The 18,068-nt window shown below is 64.8% G+C and carries 17 protein-coding genes; 12 read left to right on the top strand and 5 right to left on the bottom strand.

Annotated features, from left to right (window positions below; translation table 11 throughout):
- Nucleotides 1-20 precede the first annotated feature (20 nt).
- Nucleotides 21-1,937, top strand: a complete 1,917-nt coding sequence (locus tag H5J25_RS16660) for a CocE/NonD family hydrolase (RefSeq protein ID WP_202093002.1) — start codon at nt 21-23, stop codon at nt 1,935-1,937.
- Between the two features lie 33 nt (nt 1,938-1,970).
- On the opposite strand, the gene H5J25_RS16655 is transcribed toward H5J25_RS16660, so the two are convergent.
- Nucleotides 1,971-2,666 carry a hypothetical protein gene (locus tag H5J25_RS16655; RefSeq protein ID WP_202093001.1) on the bottom strand — a complete coding sequence of 232 codons (696 nt, stop codon included), beginning with the start codon at nt 2,664-2,666 and terminating at the stop codon, nt 1,971-1,973.
- Nucleotides 2,667-3,005: 339 nt separating this feature from the next.
- On the opposite strand from H5J25_RS16655, the gene H5J25_RS16650 reads away from it, so the two are divergent.
- The 7 genes from H5J25_RS16650 to H5J25_RS16620 all read left to right on the top strand — a co-directional run bounded on the left by H5J25_RS16650 (nt 3,006) and on the right by H5J25_RS16620 (nt 9,944).
- The gene (locus H5J25_RS16650; RefSeq protein ID WP_202093000.1) at nt 3,006-4,505 is read left to right on the top strand and encodes a CoA-acylating methylmalonate-semialdehyde dehydrogenase; all 1,500 of its coding nucleotides are present in this window, start codon (nt 3,006-3,008) and stop codon (nt 4,503-4,505) included.
- 113 nt (nt 4,506-4,618) lie between these two features.
- Nucleotides 4,619-5,110 (top strand): hypothetical protein, encoded by a 492-nt coding sequence (locus H5J25_RS16645; RefSeq protein ID WP_202092998.1) that lies wholly within the window; start codon nt 4,619-4,621, stop codon nt 5,108-5,110.
- A gap of 71 nt (nt 5,111-5,181) precedes the next feature.
- Nucleotides 5,182-6,327 carry an acyl-CoA dehydrogenase family protein gene (locus H5J25_RS16640; protein WP_202092997.1) on the top strand — a complete coding sequence of 382 codons (1,146 nt, stop codon included), beginning with the start codon at nt 5,182-5,184 and terminating at the stop codon, nt 6,325-6,327.
- Nucleotides 6,328-6,430: 103 nt separating this feature from the next.
- Nucleotides 6,431-7,474 carry an enoyl-CoA hydratase/isomerase family protein gene (locus H5J25_RS16635; protein ID WP_202092994.1) on the top strand — a complete coding sequence of 348 codons (1,044 nt, stop codon included), beginning with the start codon at nt 6,431-6,433 and terminating at the stop codon, nt 7,472-7,474.
- A gap of 56 nt (nt 7,475-7,530) precedes the next feature.
- The gene (locus H5J25_RS16630) at nt 7,531-8,307 is read left to right on the top strand and encodes an enoyl-CoA hydratase (protein WP_202092992.1); all 777 of its coding nucleotides are present in this window, start codon (nt 7,531-7,533) and stop codon (nt 8,305-8,307) included.
- Nucleotides 8,308-8,461: 154 nt separating this feature from the next.
- Nucleotides 8,462-9,346, top strand: a complete 885-nt coding sequence (gene mmsB / locus H5J25_RS16625; protein ID WP_202092990.1) for a 3-hydroxyisobutyrate dehydrogenase — start codon at nt 8,462-8,464, stop codon at nt 9,344-9,346.
- Between the two features lie 148 nt (nt 9,347-9,494).
- Nucleotides 9,495-9,944, top strand: coding sequence for a nuclear transport factor 2 family protein (locus H5J25_RS16620; protein ID WP_202092988.1), 450 nt, complete (start codon nt 9,495-9,497; stop codon nt 9,942-9,944).
- A gap of 18 nt (nt 9,945-9,962) precedes the next feature.
- Here the strand turns inward: H5J25_RS16620 and H5J25_RS16615 are convergent, their stop codons facing one another.
- From H5J25_RS16615 to H5J25_RS16600, 4 genes are all read right to left on the bottom strand, one after another.
- Nucleotides 9,963-11,150: a DUF2252 family protein gene (locus H5J25_RS16615; RefSeq protein WP_202092986.1), complete on the bottom strand. Its 1,188-nt coding sequence runs from the start codon at nt 11,148-11,150 to the stop codon at nt 9,963-9,965.
- Nucleotides 11,151-11,253: 103 nt separating this feature from the next.
- On the bottom strand, nt 11,254-12,519 hold the full coding sequence (locus tag H5J25_RS16610; RefSeq protein ID WP_202092985.1) for a cation:proton antiporter: 1,266 nt from the start codon (nt 12,517-12,519) through the stop codon (nt 11,254-11,256).
- Between the two features lie 79 nt (nt 12,520-12,598).
- Nucleotides 12,599-14,005, bottom strand: a complete 1,407-nt coding sequence (locus H5J25_RS16605) for a DUF2254 domain-containing protein (RefSeq protein WP_202092984.1) — start codon at nt 14,003-14,005, stop codon at nt 12,599-12,601.
- A 51-nt stretch (nt 14,006-14,056) separates the two neighbouring features.
- Entirely contained in the window at nt 14,057-14,362 is a 306-nt protein-coding gene (locus H5J25_RS16600; protein WP_225883199.1) for a hypothetical protein, read from the bottom strand.
- Between the two features lie 389 nt (nt 14,363-14,751).
- Between H5J25_RS16600 and H5J25_RS16595 the strand changes: the two genes are divergently transcribed.
- From H5J25_RS16595 to H5J25_RS16580, 4 genes are all read left to right on the top strand, one after another.
- Nucleotides 14,752-15,660 carry a LysR substrate-binding domain-containing protein gene (locus H5J25_RS16595; RefSeq protein WP_202092983.1) on the top strand — a complete coding sequence of 303 codons (909 nt, stop codon included), beginning with the start codon at nt 14,752-14,754 and terminating at the stop codon, nt 15,658-15,660.
- 199 nt (nt 15,661-15,859) lie between these two features.
- The gene (locus H5J25_RS16590) at nt 15,860-17,008 is read left to right on the top strand and encodes an MFS transporter (RefSeq protein ID WP_225883198.1); all 1,149 of its coding nucleotides are present in this window, start codon (nt 15,860-15,862) and stop codon (nt 17,006-17,008) included.
- 77 nt (nt 17,009-17,085) lie between these two features.
- Nucleotides 17,086-17,490 (top strand): (R)-mandelonitrile lyase, encoded by a 405-nt coding sequence (locus H5J25_RS16585; RefSeq protein ID WP_202092982.1) that lies wholly within the window; start codon nt 17,086-17,088, stop codon nt 17,488-17,490.
- 126 nt (nt 17,491-17,616) lie between these two features.
- The gene (locus H5J25_RS16580) at nt 17,617-18,033 is read left to right on the top strand and encodes a putative quinol monooxygenase (protein WP_225883197.1); all 417 of its coding nucleotides are present in this window, start codon (nt 17,617-17,619) and stop codon (nt 18,031-18,033) included.
- Nucleotides 18,034-18,068 lie beyond the last annotated feature (35 nt).

Raw genomic sequence — 18,068 nt, 5'->3', positions numbered from 1 at the left:
CCGGCGTCAGGGGAACAGGTATGATGATCCACCGCCTCGGCACCATGCTGCTTCTCATCGGTATCGGCGCTCTTCCGGCACAGTCGCAAGTCGCTCCGCTGGCCCCGAGCGACATCACCAACATTCCGCCGGACCCTGCGCTGAAGAACTGGAGCGTCCGCACGGTGCAGATCCCGATGCGTGACGGGGTGAAGCTGAACACGATCGTAATCCTGCCGCGCGGTATCAAGAATGCGCCGATCATCTTCGCGCGCACGCCCTATGGCGCCGAAAAGGCGCTGACCGGGGCGCCATCGAACGATTTCCGGTTGGCCTTGCCGACCTCCTATGCGGATCTTGCCGCGGCGGGATACATCGTCGTCGTGCAGGACGTGCGCGGGCGGTACGGTTCCGAAGGCGACTATATCATCAATCGGCCGCTGGTCGGGCCGCTCAACGACACGAAGGTCGATCATTCGACCGATGCCTATGACAGCATCGACTGGATGGTGAAGAACATCGCCGAAACCAACGGCAAGGTCGGGACGATCGGGGTCAGCTATGGCGGTCTCACCACGCTGTACAGTATCGTGAATCCGCATCCCGCGCTGAGGGCCGCCGTGCCGATCAACCCGTTGGTCGATGGCTGGATGGGCGACGACTGGTTCCATAACGGCGCCTACCGCCAGAGTTTCCTGGACTGGGTGTACCGGATGAGCGCGGACAAATCGTCCAAATATGCGCTGCAATTCGACCGGCAGGACGTCTATGAAAGCTGGCTGAAGGCGGGGTCGGTCAGCGACATGGCGAAGCAGTTGGGCGTCGATACGATGCCGATGTTCCGCAAGCTGGTAGACCATCCCGCCTATGACGAGTTCTGGCAGTTGCAGGCGCTCGACAAAAGGCTCGGCAAGGAGCCGCTCAAGGTGCCGACGCTCCACGTCCATAGCCTGTGGGATCAGGAGGATATCTACGGCGCGCCCGCCGCCTATGCCGCGATGGAGCCGAAAGACCGCGGCAATGACGAGAATTACATGATCATCGGCCCGTGGCGCCACGGCCAGGGCATGGTCGCCGACGGATCGAAGCTGGGCGCGATCACCTTCAACGGCAATTCGGCGTCATGGTATCGGCAGAAAGTGCTGATCCCGTTCTTCGACAGGAATCTGAAGGGCAGCGCGGATCCCGGAATCGCTCCGGTGACCGCATTCGAGACCGGCGCGAACGAGTGGCGGCGGTACGATCGTTGGCCGATGTCGTGCGCCAGCGGCTGCCCGTCGCGGTCGAAACCGATCTACCTGTCGTCAGGTGGAGGTCTCGGCTGGACTTCGCCGACCGGCGCGGGCGGGTTTTCCGAATACGTCTCGGACCCGGCCCGGCCGGTCACGTACCGCCAGCGCCCGATCCTCGGCACGTACAACCCGCTGACCACATGGGGCCAGTGGCTGGTCGACGATCAGCGCTTTGCCGAGGCGCGTCCCGACGTCGTCACGTTCGTCAGCGAAGTGCTGACCGACGAGGTGCGCCTTGCGGGGCAGCCGATCGCCAAGTTCTTCGCCTCGACCAGCGGCACCGACAGCGACTGGGTCGTCAAGCTGATCGACGTCTATCCCGCCGAATATGCCGAGGCGCCCGAAATGGGTGGGTACGAACTGGCGATCTCGATGGACATCCTGCGCGGCCGGTATCGCGAGAGCTTCTCCAAGCCCGCACCCATCCCGGCCAATCAGGTGCTGCCGTACGAGATCAAGCTGCCGAACGTCAGCCACCGGTTCCTGAAGGGACACCGTATCATGGTGCAGATCCAGTCGAGCTGGTTTCCGCTGTACGACCGCAACCCGCAGAAGTTCGTGCCGAACATCTTCACGGCGCAGAAGTCCGACTATCAGAAGGCGACGCAGCGTATCTGGACGAGTGCCCGCTATCCCAGCCGGATCGAACTGCCCGTCATGCCTTGACGTGGGATCGGGGCACGACGTCGGACGGCGCGATCATTGCGATACGCGCTTCAGCTTGGCCTGCGCGGTTCCGACCTCGACCTCCAGCGTATCGCCGCGCGGATCGAGCGCGATCGCCGGAATGTCGAACGGCTCCTGGTCGCTGGGATAATAGGTGAAGCGGAAGCTGTTCGGACCGCCGGGCGTGAACTTCACCGTCCGCAGGATCGTGCGGTCGGACGATCGTACGATCTTCACCAGCGTCGCCTTGTCGATCTCCTGCGTCCGCGTGACGTGTCGGCCGTCCGACATCATGTACAGGCCGTTCGCGTTTTCCCATGTCACCCCCAGCCCCTGGGCGGGACTGCCATCCGCGTTCGTCGCCTCGACCGACAATCCCACCGAGCGATCGCGCGTCGGCGTGCCTTTCGGCTCCAGCCGGACCGGCCCGGGCTTGTTGTGGATGTGAATGTACGGATTATCCAGCGTCCAGAACCCCGTCAGGCTGATGAAGTCCGCCTGATCTTCACCCGTCCTGATCCGGTAGAGCGCGGTGTGATCCGCGTTCAGATGCACGTCCATCTTGAAGCCGTCGCTCTCTTCCTCGTAATGATAGTTGCCGATCAGCACGCGCTCGTCAGCGATGAATTCGGGAAGACTGTTCGACGGCAATTGCGCGGCCGCGGGGGCGGCCACGACGAACAGGAGCGGCAAGGTGATGCGTATTATTCGGGTCAGTCTACGAAACATTCGAGCTTCCTCCCGGCGATATCCGCCAGCCTGACGTGGTGTGGACGAGACCTAGGGTAAAGCCGAATATCTGCGCAGCGTCATCCACAACCTACGCGAAAATAACGAAACTCCGCCAGTCATGGAAACGTGATCGCCAACCGACCGGGCATCCGATATCCATTGCGGAGCGATGGCTGACATGCCGTGCGTCTCGACGCAGCAGGCCGGTCCACGCGCGGAGACCGGGAAAGTGAAGGCCGTTTCGGTGCGGCTGCATAATTGCAGGTCAGCCCCGCGGAAATGTTCGTTGCCTGCAATCGTGCAACACGGCAGAGTTATGGAAACAGGAGAGTGAGCATGCGTATCATCGATCATCTGATCGCGGGGCATTCGGGCGGTGGCGCGGGTCCCACCGGCGATGTCTACGATCCCAATACCGGGCAGGTGCAGGCGAGCGTCAAGCTGGGCGACCAGGCCTTGCTCGATATCGCGGTGGCCGCAGCGCAGAAGGCGCAGCCGGGCTGGGCGGCGACCAATCCGCAGCGTCGCGCGCGCGTGATGTTCAACTTCAAGGCTTTGGTCGAACAGAATATGGAGGAACTGGCGCATCTGCTCAGTTCCGAACACGGCAAGGTGATTGCGGATTCGAAGGGCGACATCCAGCGCGGGCTGGAAGTGATCGAATTCTGCTGCGGCATCCCGCATGTGCTGAAGGGCGAATATACGCAGGGTGCCGGGCCCGGCATCGACGTCTATTCGATGCGCCAGCCGCTCGGCATCGGCGCGGGCATCACGCCGTTCAACTTCCCCGGCATGATCCCCCTGTGGATGTCGGGCGTCGCGATCGCGACCGGCAACGCCTTCATCCTGAAGCCGTCGGAGCGGGACCCGTCCGTACCGGTGCGTCTGGGCGAACTGTTCCTGGAGGCGGGCCTGCCGGAAGGCATCCTGCAGGTCGTGCACGGCGACAAGGAGATGGTCGACGCGATCCTCGATCATCCGGCGATCAGCGCGGTCAGCTTCGTCGGATCGTCCGACATCGCGCATTACGTCTACAAACGCGGCGTCGCGGCGGGCAAGCGCGTGCAGGCGATGGGCGGCGCGAAGAACCACGGCATCGTCATGCCGGATGCCGATCTGGACCAGGTCGTCGCGGATCTTTCGGGTGCCGCGTTCGGGTCGGCGGGGGAACGCTGCATGGCGCTGCCCGTCGTCGTGCCGGTGGGCGAGAAGACCGCGGTCGCCCTGCGCGAGAAACTGATCCCCGCGATCGCCGCTCTGCGGGTCGGCGTCTCGACCGATAACGACGCGCATTACGGCCCGGTGGTCAACGCCGCGCACAAGCAGCGCGTCGAGAACTGGATCCAGACGGGCGTGGACGAAGGCGCCGAACTGGTCGTCGACGGCCGCGGGTTCGAGTTGCAGGGGCATGAGAAGGGCTTCTTCATCGGCCCCAGCCTGTTCGACCATGTCACGCCGCAGATGGAATCGTACAAGGAGGAGATTTTCGGCCCCGTCCTCCAGATCGTCCGCGCGGACGATTTCGAACATGCGCTGCGCCTGCCGAGCGAGCATCAATATGGCAACGGCGTCGCGATCTTCACGCGCAACGGGCATGCCGCGCGCGAATTCGCCGCACGCGTGAACGTCGGCATGGTCGGAATCAACGTGCCGATTCCGGTGCCGGTCGCCTATCACACGTTCGGCGGGTGGAAGCGCAGCGCGTTCGGCGACACCAACCAGCACGGCATGGAAGGCGTGAAGTTCTGGACCAAGGTCAAGACGATCACGCAGCGCTGGCCCGACGGCGGAGTGGGCGACGGCGCCAACGCCTTCGTCATCCCGACGATGGGCTGACGACCGCACGGCGGCGAACGGCGGGAAACGGACGGCAGGGATCATGTGACACGATCCCTGCGTTCACCCTGCAATCAGCCGTCAAAAGGCGTCGTCATCACAAGGGAGCATCCATGATCCGTCACCTTCTCGCCGGCCTGCTCGCCGCCACTGCGCTCGGCGCCTGTAACCGCGAGCCGTCGTCGGCCGAGAAGGATGCGGCGGCGGAAGCGGCGGTGGCGCGGGCCGAGAAAGCCGCGCGGGACGGAAAGGTCGCCCCCGGACTGCCCGTCGCGGCAAACCCGGCAAAACCGGTCGCGCCCGGTTCGCTGCCGCCCGCGTTCGACGGCCATTGGGGCATGCGGCCGGCGGATTGCGACATTTCGCGCGCCGATACGAAGGGCCTGCTGATCGTGAAGGGCGACACGCTGACCTTCTACGAGGCGACCGCCACCGCGAAGGTCGTCGGCGGCCCGTCGCGCTACAAGGTGGTCACCGACTTGACCTATAAGGGGGAAGGTCAGGAATGGAGCACCCGCGAGACTCTGGAACTGACCGCCGCCGGCACAGTGTTGCTGCGGACCGGGCAATCCCCGACCAAGACGTACCGGTACGAGCGCTGCTAGACGCGATGGGTGAAGCGCACGCCCGGCGATCGCACCTTCACCCGCCGTTCCCGATTCCCTAGAGAGACCCCATGACCAATCAATTCGACCTGACGGACGACCAGCGCGAGATCCAGGATCTGGCGCGCAAATTCACCGCCGATCGCATCACGCCGTTCGCCGGCGAATGGGACGAGAAGAAACACTATCCGGTGGATGTGTGGAAGGCGGCGGGCGAACTCGGCTTCGGCGCGATCTATGTGGGTGAGGAATCGGGCGGCATCGGCCTGGGCCGGCTGGAAGCGGCGCTGATCATGGAGGCAATGGCCTATGGCTGTCCCGCGACCAGCGCGTACATCTCGATCCACAACATGGCGACGTGGATGATCGACCGGTACGGCGACAAGCAGCTGAAGGACCGCTTCCTCCCCGATCTGGTCGGCATGGACAAGATCGCCAGCTATTGCCTGACCGAGCCCGGTTCCGGCTCCGACGCCTCCGCGCTGAAGGCGACCGCGCGGCTCGACGGCGATCACTATGTCATCAACGGCACGAAGCAGTTCATCAGCGGCGCGGGCTATAACGACGTCTATGTCTGCATGGTCCGCACCGGCGACCACAAGTCGAAGGGCATTTCCTGCCTGGTGGTCGAGAAGGATACGCCCGGCCTGTCCTTCGGCGCGCCGGAGCGCAAGCTGGGCTGGAACGCATCCCCGACCGCACAGGTGATCTTCGAGGATTGCCGCGTGCCGGTCGAAAACCGCGTCGGTGCGGAAGGCGACGGCTTCGGCTTCGCAATGGCAGGATTGGACGGCGGACGGCTCAACATCGGCGCCTGCTCGCTCGGCGGGGCGCAACGCTGTCTCGACGAATCGATCCGCTACACAAAGGAACGCCAGCAGTTCGGCCAGCCGGTCGCCGACTTCCAGAACACGCAGTTCATGCTGGCGGACATGGCCACTGACCTCGAAGCCGCCCGCGCGCTCCTGTACCTCGCCGCAGCGAAGGTCACCGCCAACGCACCGGACAAGTCGCGCTTTTCCGCAATGGCCAAACGCCTGTCCACCGACAGCGGCAGTGCGATCGTCGACCGCGCGCTGCAACTCCACGGCGGATACGGCTATCTGCAGGATTACCCGATCGAACGCTTCTGGCGCGACCTGCGCGTCCATTCGATCCTAGAAGGCACCAACCAGGTCATGCGCATGATCATCGGCCGGGACCTCACCCGCCAATGATGTATTTTCCCCGCGCAGCGGCTCCTGTCGCTTTCTTCGTGCCTTCGCGCCTTCGCGTGAACCATTTTTCTTTCTCGCGAAGGCGCGAAGACGCGAAGAGGACATGAATATGGACGTCCTTACTCCGATCGAGGGATCGATCGCCCGCATCCGCCTGAACAGGCCTAAGGCGCTGCACGCGCTCAACACCGCGATGTGCACGCAGATCCTGTCCGCACTCGACGGATGGGCGAAGGACGAACACGTCGCCGCGGTGATGATCGATCATGCCGAGGGCAGGGGCTTTTGCGCCGGCGGCGATATCCGCATGCTCGCCGAATCCGGCGCGAAGGACGGCGCCGATGCGCGCGCGTTCTTCCATGTCGAATATCGCATGAACCACCGCCTGTTCACGTATGCCAAGCCGACGGTCGCGTTCATGGACGGCATCACGATGGGCGGCGGCGTCGGTCTGGCGCTGCCGTGCGATTTCCGCGTCGCGACCGAAAACACCAAATTCGCCATGCCCGAAACCGGCATCGGCCTGTTCCCCGATGTCGGCGGCGGCTGGTATCTGTCGCGCCTGCCCGGCCGCATCGGGCGCTATCTCGCACTCACCGGCCACCGGCTGGACGGCGCGGAGTGCCTCGCGCTCGGCCTCGCGACGCATTATCTCACCAGCGACGCGCTGGACGAGGCGAAGACGCGCATCGCCGCCGACCCGCAGGACATCGCCGGGATCCTGGACTCCCTGTCCAGCCCCGCGCCGGACGCCCGCATCCTCGCGCACCGCGACGCGATCGACCGCCTGTTCGCCTCGGACGAACTGGAGGACATCTTCGCCGCGCTTGCCGCCGACGATGGCGAATGGGCGCAGCAGCAGCTTGCCACCCTCAAGACCAAATCGCCGCAGACGATGAAGGTCTCGCTCCGCCTGCTTCACGAAGGCGCGATGATGAAGACGTTCGAGGACGAGATGCGCCAGGAATATGCCGTCGGCGCGCATGTCGTACAGCGTCACGATTTCCTGGAGGGTGTCCGCGCGGTGATCGTCGACAAGGACAATGCGCCAAACTGGAACCCGGCGACGCCCGAAGGCGTCACCGACCATGTCATCGACCAGATCTTCGCGCCGCTCCCCGATGCGGAGGCGTGGGCACCGTCCTGACCCTACACCGTCATCCCGCGTAGGCGGGGCTTCATAATTACTGCGGGAATGAAATCATGTCACAGTACGAAACCATCCTCGTCGAACAGCGCGGCCCGGTCACGCTGATTACGCTCAACCGGCCGCAGGCGCTCAACGCGCTCAATGCGCAGGTACTCGCCGACCTGCTCGCCGCGCTTGCCGCGTTCGATGCCGATGACAGCCAGGGCTGCGCCGTGCTGACCGGCAGCGAAAAGGCGTTCGCCGCGGGTGCCGACATCAAGGAGATGCAGGCGCAAGGCTTTGCCGAAATGTACGGCACCAACCATTTCAGCGGCTACGAGACGCTGACGAAAACGCGCAAGCCGATCATCGCCGCGGTCGCCGGCTTCGCGCTTGGCGGCGGTTGCGAACTGGCGATGATGTGCGACTTCATCCTCGCCGCCGATACCGCCAAGTTCGGCCAGCCCGAGATCAAGCTGGCCGTCGCCCCCGGCATGGGCGGATCGCAGCGCCTGACGCGCGCGGTCGGCAAGGCCAAGGCGATGGAGATGGTGCTGACCGGCCGGATGATGGGCGCGGAGGAAGCAGAACGCGCCGGCCTGGTCAGCCGCATCGTTCCCGCCGCCGATCTGGTGGAGGATGCGGTGAAGACCGCGACCACGATCGCCGGCATGGCCCCGCTCGCGGTCAAGGCGAACAAGGAAATGGTCGACGCCGCATTCGAAACCGGCCTGTCGATGGGGGTCCAGTTCGAACGCCGCCTGTTCCACGGCCTGTTCGGCACCGCCGACCAGAAGGAAGGCATGGCCGCGTTCATCGAAAAGCGCCCCGGCGCCTGGACGGGGAAGTAACTTAAACTCCCTTCCCCTTCAGGGGAGGGGCACCACTAAACTCCCCTCCCGCTTGCGGGAGGGGCAGGGGAGGGGAAGGCCACAAGCGAGACGCTCGCGGCACTGCCCCACCCCAACCCTCCCCTGAAGGGGAGGGAGCAGAAAGGAGAGAGAAATGGCGCGCATCGCATTTATCGGCCTCGGCAATATGGGCGGCGGCATGGCCGCGAACCTGGCGAAGAAAGGGCATGACGTCCGGGCCTTCGACCTGTCCGCCGGGGCGCTGGATCGCGCCAAGGCCGCCGGCTGCCTCGCCGCCGGCACCGCGGTCGAGGCGCTGGACGGTGCCGAGGCGGTCGTCACGATGCTGCCCGCGGGCACGCATGTCGAAAGCGTCTATACCGACGCCGTCTTCGCCACCGCACCGACCTCCGCGATCCTGATCGACTGCTCGACGATCGACGTCGCCACCGCCAAACGCATTGCCGAAGCGGCGCAAGCCAAGGGCTTCACCCCCGTCGATGCCCCCGTCTCGGGCGGGATCGGTGCCGCCAATGCCGGCACGCTGACCTTCATGGTCGGCGGCAGCGCGGAAGCGTTCGACCGCGCACAGCCGTTCCTCGCCGACATGGGCAAGGCGGTGATCCACGCGGGCGCGAACGGCAGCGGTCAGGCAGCCAAGATCGTCAACAACATGCTACTCGGCGTCACGATGGCCGGCACGTGCGAGGCGTTCCTGCTCGCGCAGAAGCTCGGCCTCGATCCGCAGAAATTCTTCGACATCTCCAGCGTCTCGTCGGGCCAGAGCTGGTCGATGACGACCTACGCCCCCTTGCCCGGCGTCGGCCCCGACACCCCCGCCGACCACGATTATCAGGGCGGGTTCGCCGCCGCATTGATGCTCAAGGACCTGCGCCTCGCCATGCAGGCCGCGACCGACGCCGACGCACAGACTCCGATGGGCGCGAAAGCCGCCGAACTCTACGAACGGTTCAACGCGGACGGGCAGGGCGGCAAGGACTTTTCCGGCATCATCCGCATGTTGGACGCGGCCGAGTAGGACCCTGCGTCGGGGCGCGTGCTAATATTGAGGACATCAGCGTCCTCCGGCCGCCCGCATCCCGCCACGACGCGGCCAAACTCGTCGTTGCAGGCGGGGACAAGTCGTCGCATCATGACCGCCGTCAACCATTCTTGGACTCGTCATCATGCTCAGGAAGATCGGTCTGGTCGCGGCGCTTCTGATCGTGGCGCCTGTTTCGGCGCAACTCAGCCCCGGCGTGCGGATGCCGCCGGAGATCGGCGCGGCGTACGGACGACTCGGAAAGGCCATGATGGCGCGCGATGCCGACGGCGTGCGGGCGGTATGGGCCGAAGACTTCGTCGTGAATTCGCCCAACAACACCGTCCTGCACCGCGAGGACGTGATCGCCGCGATGGCCAGCGACTTCCTCGATTATAAGGACTTCCGCAAACACATCACGTTCGTCGGGGAAAAGCCCGAGGTGACGGTGGTGATGGGCTATGACACGATGGTCCCGGTCAAGGGACCGGGCGCGGGCAAGCAGGTGATGCGGCCGTTCACCGACGTCTGGGCGAAGCGCGCGGCGGGCTGGCAATTGATCGCACGGCAGGCGACGATCGCCGAGGCGCGCTGAGCGGCATCGCCGCGCGCCCTATCGTTTCAGCGCGAAGCGGCGGCAATGCTGAAGATAGCCCGTCTCATGCGACCCGGCGAGCGAGACGATCGCCTCCCACAGCCAGGATGGCGCATCCAGCGTGCCGTCGCGCGCGGTCAGCTTGTCCCGCCACGCCAGTCTCGCCTCGTCGCTCAACTGACGGGCATGCGCCTCGCCGACGATGAACGACAGATAGGCGGCGGCGACGATCGCTTCCTTGCGGCTGAACTGGTCGATCTCGATCTTCAGATCCTGCGGCGCGAGTTCACGCAGGATGACGGGTTTGCCCAGGATATGTGCAGCGATCATGCGGTCGCCCAGATTCGGCGACAGCGCTTTCGCCCCTGCAAGTACGCGCTCGCCAAAGTCCGCGGGCATCGCCGCCTTTTTCGCGACGGGCACGACCGGGGGAACGGCTTCCTTGATATCGACCAGCGCGAGGCGTTCGGTCTTCGCCTTCCCGTCCGAAATGCCGATCAGCACCGCGTAGCGCAGGCGCCCGAGCGAGCTGCACCCCTTGCGCCAATAGGCGGCATCGACGACGCGGAGCGTACCCGCGCCCGTCACGCCGGCCAGTTCCATGCTCTTCGCGCGCACCGGACGTTCGGCGAACAGCGCCTCGATCGCGTCCTTCTCGACGCGGGCGAGCTTCCAGAAGCGCTTGTTGTGCGGGATGGTCGGCTCGACATCCTCCAGCCGGTCCTTGGCGAGGTGCCGCCAGCGCCGGCCGATCGCCTCGCGCCGGACGGAGCGGACGACATCGGGCTCGCGCGGGTCGTCCTCCTGCGTCGGGGTCATCGCCCGGCTATACCCGTCGATCATCGCCTCGATCATCTGCGCGGTGGTGACGCCGGGCAGGTCCGAACTGCGCGCGGCCGTTTCCAGCGATAGCCCGAGCCGGATGAGATCGTGCGCCGGATTCCCGATCACCGTCTGGTCGAGATCGCGGATCTGGATGTCGACGTGGCGATCCGCATCGGCGAGCGGCCCCAGGTTGCCGAGATGGCAATCGCCGCAAATCCACACCGGCGGACCTTCCGGAATGCTTCTGGCGACTTTGGATTCGGCCAACCATTCGTAGAATTGCGCCGTATTGCCGCGCACATAGGCATGGACGGACCGCGCCATCTTCAGCGCACGCGTGCGCTCCAGCACGGCCGCGCGTTCGTCGGGAGCCACGGCCATGCAAAGACTTTCGAAGCGAGAAGCGGAAGATCGACGCACGCCGCCTCGCCGATCCGACAGCCACTAGGCCGTACGAAACGCGCGGGCAACATTCGCGGATCCGCTACGTCGGGCTGCGAGCTTTGGCGCGGTCCAGCACACGCTCGACAGTACCGCCCTGTACGATGACCGAGAAAAGCACGACGATGTAGGTGGCGGCCAGCGCGATCGACCGCGCCGGGCCGTCCGGCAAGCCAAGCGCCAACGCCACCGAGATGCCGCCACGCAGCCCGCCCCAGATCAGCGTCAACGGGGCGAGCCGACCCAGGGAAAGGATCGGTCGCAGGATCGCAAGCGGCGCGACGACTGCAATCCCGCGGGCGAGGAGCACCAACGGCACGGCCGCCAGGCCGAGAGCGATCAGCCGCGGATCCCAGGGAATGGTCACGACCTCGAGCCCGATGAGAAGGAACAGGACAGCGTTGAGGATGTCGTCGATCAACGCCCAGAACTTCAGCAGATAATCGCGAGTGATGTCGCTCATCGCATCGGCGACGCCCTTGTTGCCGATCAGCAGGCCGGCCACTGCCATCGCCACCGGACCGCTGATGTGAAGTTGCGTCGCGAGCGCATAGCCCCCCATCACCACGGCCAGCGAGATCATCACCTCGACATTGTATTCGTCGATCGAGCGCATCGCGCGGTAGCCGATCCAGCCTGCGACCAGCCCCAGGAGCAAACCCCCACCGGCCTCTCGCAGGAACAGCGCAGCGCCGTGGCCGAGCGACAGCGGCTCCGTTCCGAGCGCCGCCTCCAGCAAGATCGCGAAGACGACGACGCCGACACCATCGTTGAAGAGGCTCTCCCCGGCGACCGTCGCCTTCAACGTGGGCGACACCTCCGCCCGGCCGAGGATGCCCATGACGGCGACGGGGTCGGTGGGGCTGATAAGAGCACCGAAGACGAGGCACCAGATCAATGGGAGGGCGAGGCCGAGCCACCCGGCGATCAGGTGAAAACCTCCGCCGATGATCATGGTCGACAGTAGGACGCCGAATGTGCTGAGCACGACGATCGGCCAGCGACCGCGTCGCATGTCGTCCCACTTCACGTGCAACGCGCCTGCGAACAGCAGGAACGACAGCATGCCGTCCATCAGCGTCGTGTGAAAATCGATACCCGCGATAAAGCCGACGACCTGTTCACCAACCTGACTGCCGGGCAGTAGTCGATCGATCCCGACCACCAGCAACGAGGCGACCGCCCCCATGATCGTCAAGCCGATCGAGGTCGGTAGTTTCAGCACGCGATGATTGAAGTAGCCGAGCACTGCGGCGAGCACGATGAGGATCGCGGCAGCGTCGAACGGGGTCAGCACAGGCGAACTCATCCTTGTTTATCTGCCAACGATCGCCCGGGGGAGCATGTTGCGCGGAGTATAGCGTCGTCGCTCGCCGGACAGCCTTTTTTCAGGCCGTCCCGGCCAGCCACGCCGTGCCGTCGCGCAGGCGACGCTTATAGTCGGGTTGGTCGAGCGCGCTGCGCAACTCGGCCGTGCGGGTCCGGACTCGGGTCAGGTTGAAGCCCTTCAGCGCCTCGGCCGCCAGTTCCTCAAGCCTGTCAGCATGGAGGCGGATCGTCGTCAGCCGGTCAGGTGCGTCGCAGTCGAGCGACACCTCGCCCAGTGCGTTCAGGTAGCGCAGGCTCGCCACCATGTCGGCCGCGCAATATTGCGCCAGTGCGCCGAACGAACGGTCCATCAGCGATGCGAAGGTGGTGGGATGCGCGATCACCCGGAGCATTCCCTGATCGTCGACCCGCAAGTGCGACGGCAGCGACCGTTCGGCCAGGTCGGACATGGCAGCGCTCAGCCAGTCTAGGCAGGTCACCGCCGTGAAGGGATCGTTGACGCCGGGGGACAAGGCCCGTGCCGCGATCTCGACCAGTTCATCGACGAGGAAGCGCAGGTCTTGCAAAGCCGATCTCTGGGAGCCAACCGAGAAGGTATTGCGTAGATCGTCTGCACAGGCATCGTCGCACCTTTCCGGCGGCCAGGCTTCGACCAGCGCCCGGCCGACATGGACGAAGTCACCGGGTTGGTATTGCAGGCGCAGGACAAGATCGTGCTTGGACGCGATGCGCAGGACCGCCTCGTCGTCGAGGAACTGGATATACCCCGTATCCTTGGCCGCTACGATCCGACGCTGCTCCCCGACGCTCTCGCTGGCATCGTCGCGGAAGGTGGCCGGCATCTCGGCTTTGGTCGCTGCACGATCGTCCGGCGCGCTGCCGACGAAGCGGGGGAAGCGATCGTCGATGCCGCGCAGCAATCGGTCGCCGACATCCTCGATCACACTGTTGATGTGGATTTTGCTGGGTACGTGGTGGATGAAGTAGATCAACACCGCGATCGAGCAGAGCGCCAACAGTACGCCGACCAGCAGGGCGAGGTTGGGCACGAAGCCGTAGCCACCGGACTCCTCAGCCGAGTGGATCGTGCGCAGCACCAGCAGGCAGTAGAGAAAGGTGGCGATGAAGGTGCCGAGCGTCACCTGATTGCCGCGATCGCGCATGAAGTTCGTCAGCAGCCGAGGCCCGTACTGGCCCGAGGCGTAGACGACCGCGGCGATCGTGACCGAAAAGACCGTGCCGGCGACGGTGATCATCGACCCGCCGACCGACGACAGAACCTGCCGCGCCCCGTCCGGTCGCGACGCGTATAGCCAGACATAGTCGTCCATCCAGGACGAACCGACCATCGTGTCGAGCGCGACCATGCCGCCCGCCAACAGCACCGCGGCGACGGCCATCACGGTAGGGACGAACCAATAGCTGGAGCCGAGATAATCGGCGAGGCGGCGAAAGCCGGCGTTCATGGGCAAGGCTTTCGGATAGGGCCCGGCCGCGTTACCAGCCAGGCGCTGGGATCAGCGGACGGCTGCCGCCTGATTGGCGACGATTGCGTCCCGCTGTTCCTGGCTCATTGCCGCGACGTTCATATCGGCCGCTTCGATCGCATCCGAACGGGATTCGCCGGTGTCGCGGGCCTTTTCGGCACGATTGTCGAGCTGGGCTGCCTGATTGCGCAGGACGTCGGCGTTGGCCTCCATCGCATCGGCACGGGTGTCGGCTGCGTTTTCGACACGATCAGCGAGTTTGTCGGATGGGCTTTTGTTGCACGCGGACAGTGGAAGCAAGGCGGCAACAGCAACCAGGGTGACGATCGACTTCAAGGCATCTCTCCTGACGAAAAGCGCCAGGACGGGTACCGAGCGCGCCGAGCGCATGGTCCGGTATGGGTCAACAGCGGAACAACCGCGGCGGTTCCCAATCTGGATCAGCTTTCCACTGCGTTTTCCGAGGCAAATCGGGCCTTTCGGTGGGCACCAGTGATTTCGCGCGGGCCGCTTGAACCTTTGGAGGTGAACAACTTTCCGAACGTGGGAAGTTTCTCGGGCGTCGCTAGCGGCTGCATCCGGGTCTCGCTGTTCCAAGAAGGCCTCCACGAGCCGACGACGGTTCGTTGGTTGAGTGGATTCAGCGCTCCATATAACCCCGGCTTGGCGTTGAGGGCCGCTCAGCCATATTGTGTCCGGCCAGATCTGGCGGCAATGACTATCAAATGCGCATCAGCCGAACCGATCTCGCGGATTATGCCTATTTTCTGGCTCTTGCAAAGCACCGGAGCTTCCGACGTGCAGGGCTGGATCTGGGTGTCAGCGCGTCGGCGCTCAGCCATTCGCTTAAAGGCCTGGAGACACGAATTGGCGTGCGCCTCCTCAACCGGACCAGCCGCAGCGTTACGCTGACGGCCGCGGGGGAAGAACTTTACGGGGCGCTTACCGCGCCCTTCGACGCGATCGGGTCTGCGGTCGAGGGGTTGAACCGCTATCGCGACGTGCCGGCCGGTCGGATCAGCCTGAATGTCATGGAACAGGCAAGCTCGCTTCTGCTCGGGCCGGTGCTGCCGGTGTTCGTACAGCGCTACCCCGGCATCGCGGTCGATGTCACGATCTCCAACCTTCTCGTCGATGTGGTCGCGCGAGGGGCCGACGCAGGCATCCGCTGGGGCGGGACCGTTCCAGAAGACATGATTGCGCAGCGGTTGTCGAGCGACGTCCGCTGGGTCGTGGTCGGGGCGCCGGCGTACCTCGATCGCCACGGCACGCCGACGCATCCGTCCGAGCTTGCCGAACACCAGTGCCTGCGGATCAGGCTGGGAGACGAGAGCCTCTATCGATGGGAGTTCGAGAAGGATGGGGAGGAGATCGCGATCGAGGTACCAGGGGCGATCTCGCTCGATGAGACGCAGTTCGCCTTGGCCTTGGCTGCGGCCGGGACGGGGCTTGCTTACCTTCCGGCTCCCAGTGTTGCCGGGTTCGTCGCCGAGGGCAAACTGCGCATCGTGCTAAAGGACTGGGCGCCACTCGGGGCCGGATTTCACATCTACTATCCAGGCCGACGCCAACTCCCTACCGGACTGCGGCTCCTGATCGATCTCATCCGTGAGTTGAAACCCCTAGGGCTCTGAAGGGCCACAACCGGTGAGCTCAGCTCATCGCTTCATTGCATGACCTTGGGCTCATCTTCGCCGCTGCCCGGCATATATCCGATAGATCCGTCACGCGCCTTCTGCCTGTGACGGTTCGTGGAGACCTTGTGTGGCGCAATCAGCTGTCCTGGATGGCCAAGCAAATCCGCACGAGCAAGCGCGGACAGGGTGGTCTGCCGTGTGGGCGCTCACGCTGTGCGTGTCGACGCTGATCGCGTCGGAGTTCATGCCGGTCAGCATCCTCACTCCGATCGCATCCGACCTTCATCTCACCGAGGGTGCGGCTGGGCAGGCCATCGCCGTTTCCGGCCTGTTCGCGGTGCTGACCAGCCTGTCGATCGCGACTCTGACCCGCGGGATCGATCGCCGCACGCTGTTGCTCGGCCTTACTCTGCTTATGCTGCTATCTGGCCTGACGGTCGCCTTTGCGCCCAACTACCTCGTGTTCATGACCGGTCGCGCATTGCTGGGTGTCGTCGTTGGCGGCTTCTGGTCGATGTCGGCGGCAACCGTGTTGCGGCTGGTACCCGAGGATCAGGTACCCAAGGCGCTCGGCCTGCTCAACGGCGGCAATGCGCTGGCGACGACGGTGGCCGCGCCGCTCGGCAGCTTCCTTGGCCAGTATATCGGCTGGCGCGGCGCGTTTTTCGTAGTCGTCCCGCTCGCGGCCGTTACCTTCGCGTGGCAGTGGCTGACGCTCCCTGCCATGCCGTCCGACCGGAGAACGGTCGGTACGAGCGCGCTCGGTATTTTGCGCCGCCCGCGCGCTCGGATCGGCGCCGCCGCCGTGGCGTTGCTCTTCGCCGGACAATTCGCCTTGTTCACCTATGTGCGGCCGTTCCTCGAAGGGGTAACGCAGCTTGGCGTTTCGTCCCTGTCTGTCGTCCTGCTGCTGATGGGAGCCGGAGGACTGTGCGGCACCTGGCTCTTTGGCCGTTTGGTCGCCCGCAGCCTGTCCACCGCGTTGATCCTCGCGCCAGTCGCACTGGCCGCGATCGCGTGCATGCTGGTGGCGTTCGGGACGCTGGCGGTGCCCACGGCCATCCTGTTGACGCTCTGGGGCGTGGTTGGCACGGGCGCGCCTGTCGCATGGTGGACGTGGGTCGCGCGGCGCTTCCCCGACGATGCCGAAGCGGGCGGCGGGTTGCTGGTGGCAGTCGTCCAGCTCGCCATCACGCTTGGCGCGGCCGGTGGCGGGCTTCTGTTCGATGTCGGCGGGTACCGCGCGACCTTCCTGGCCAGCGCCGTGCTGCTGCTCGCAGGGGCAGTGCTGGCTGCGCTCGACGCTCGACCGGCGAACGCGGCCACAACTGGCGTTGCACGTTGATGCTCGGCCTTCTTCTGGCAGTCTCGTCCGTTCTGGCACCCGACGTCTCGCCGCCTATACCGCGAAGGAATCACATGATGGAAATCAGCCGCAAAGATGACATGAAAACGGTCGATGGTCCGGCCGAATATTTCACGGGCAAGGTCACCATCACCGGGCAGTTCCAGCGCCCCGATCCGTCGCGCGTCGGCGGCGCGATCGTCCACTTCGAACCGGGTGCCCGCTCTGCCTGGCACAGCCATCCAGCAGGTCAGACCCTCATCGTAACCGAGGGCGTTGGCTGGACGCAGGTCGAAGGCGGGCCCAAGCTCGAGTTCAAGGCAGGCGACATCCTGTGGTGCCCCGCCGGGCGCAAGCATTGGCACGGCGCGACACCTCATCAGGGGATGACCCATGTTGCCGTTCAGGAGTCCGTCGACGGGAATGCCGTGACCTGGATGGAGAAGGTGACCGACGAACAATATCTCGCCAGCACAGAGTAGGGGCGGCCGTGACCGCTTCGGCCAAATATTCAGCGTTGGTCGAGGGAGTGCCGTCATCCCGGTGATCTGGCTGAGAGCTCACGGCATGCTGGCTGTAGCGTACCAGAGTGCAAGGGAGCACATGCGATGAGGAAGATCCTGATGGCCATATCTTCTATGATCCTGTCGCTCTCGGCGACCGAAGCGATTGCTGCCAACGCTTCGCCGATGGTCCGGATCGCGGAGATCGAGGTCGATCCCGACCAGCTCGCCGCCTACAAGGCTATTCTAGCCGAAGAGCAGGAGGCGTCGGTGCGGCTGGAGCCCGGCGTCCTGATGCTACACTCGGTAGCGATCGCTGCTCAGCCAAACCAGATCCGCTTGCTCGAGGTGTACGCCGATCGAGCCGCCTACGAGGCCCACATCAGGTCGTCGCACTTCGTGAAATACAAAACATCCACCGAACGGATGGTGCGGTCGCTGAAGCTGATCGAGACGACGCCGATCCTCCTCTGCGCTAAAGCTGCTGCCGACTCGAAGAGCTTAGTTCCTACCTGCCGATGAACGCACGCGCGACACCTATAGCGGTTGCGGCGGGC

The sequence above is a fragment of the Sphingomonas aliaeris genome (genome assembly GCF_016743815.1).
GTDB lineage: Bacteria > Pseudomonadota > Alphaproteobacteria > Sphingomonadales > Sphingomonadaceae > Sphingomonas > Sphingomonas aliaeris.
The sequence above is the reverse complement of the archived record's forward strand: the minus strand, read 5'-3'. Positions and strand labels throughout refer to the sequence as shown.

Excerpts from the sequence above, each read along its gene's own strand:
- H5J25_RS16660 (WP_202093002.1), top strand. The coding sequence starts at position 21 with ATGATGATCCACCGCCTCGGCACCATGCTGCTTCTCATCGGTATCGGC.
- H5J25_RS16655 (WP_202093001.1), bottom strand. The coding sequence starts at position 2,666 with ATGTTTCGTAGACTGACCCGAATAATACGCATCACCTTGCCGCTCCTG.
- H5J25_RS16650 (WP_202093000.1), top strand. The coding sequence starts at position 3,006 with ATGCGTATCATCGATCATCTGATCGCGGGGCATTCGGGCGGTGGCGCG.
- H5J25_RS16645 (WP_202092998.1), top strand. The coding sequence starts at position 4,619 with ATGATCCGTCACCTTCTCGCCGGCCTGCTCGCCGCCACTGCGCTCGGC.
- H5J25_RS16640 (WP_202092997.1), top strand. The coding sequence starts at position 5,182 with ATGACCAATCAATTCGACCTGACGGACGACCAGCGCGAGATCCAGGAT.
- H5J25_RS16635 (WP_202092994.1), top strand. The coding sequence starts at position 6,431 with ATGAATATGGACGTCCTTACTCCGATCGAGGGATCGATCGCCCGCATC.
- H5J25_RS16630 (WP_202092992.1), top strand. The coding sequence starts at position 7,531 with ATGTCACAGTACGAAACCATCCTCGTCGAACAGCGCGGCCCGGTCACG.
- mmsB (WP_202092990.1), top strand. The coding sequence starts at position 8,462 with ATGGCGCGCATCGCATTTATCGGCCTCGGCAATATGGGCGGCGGCATG.
- H5J25_RS16620 (WP_202092988.1), top strand. The coding sequence starts at position 9,495 with ATGCTCAGGAAGATCGGTCTGGTCGCGGCGCTTCTGATCGTGGCGCCT.
- H5J25_RS16615 (WP_202092986.1), bottom strand. The coding sequence starts at position 11,150 with ATGGCCGTGGCTCCCGACGAACGCGCGGCCGTGCTGGAGCGCACGCGT.
- H5J25_RS16610 (WP_202092985.1), bottom strand. The coding sequence starts at position 12,519 with ATGAGTTCGCCTGTGCTGACCCCGTTCGACGCTGCCGCGATCCTCATC.
- H5J25_RS16605 (WP_202092984.1), bottom strand. The coding sequence starts at position 14,005 with ATGAACGCCGGCTTTCGCCGCCTCGCCGATTATCTCGGCTCCAGCTAT.
- H5J25_RS16595 (WP_202092983.1), top strand. The coding sequence starts at position 14,752 with ATGCGCATCAGCCGAACCGATCTCGCGGATTATGCCTATTTTCTGGCT.
- H5J25_RS16585 (WP_202092982.1), top strand. The coding sequence starts at position 17,086 with ATGGAAATCAGCCGCAAAGATGACATGAAAACGGTCGATGGTCCGGCC.
- H5J25_RS16580 (WP_225883197.1), top strand. The coding sequence starts at position 17,617 with ATGAGGAAGATCCTGATGGCCATATCTTCTATGATCCTGTCGCTCTCG.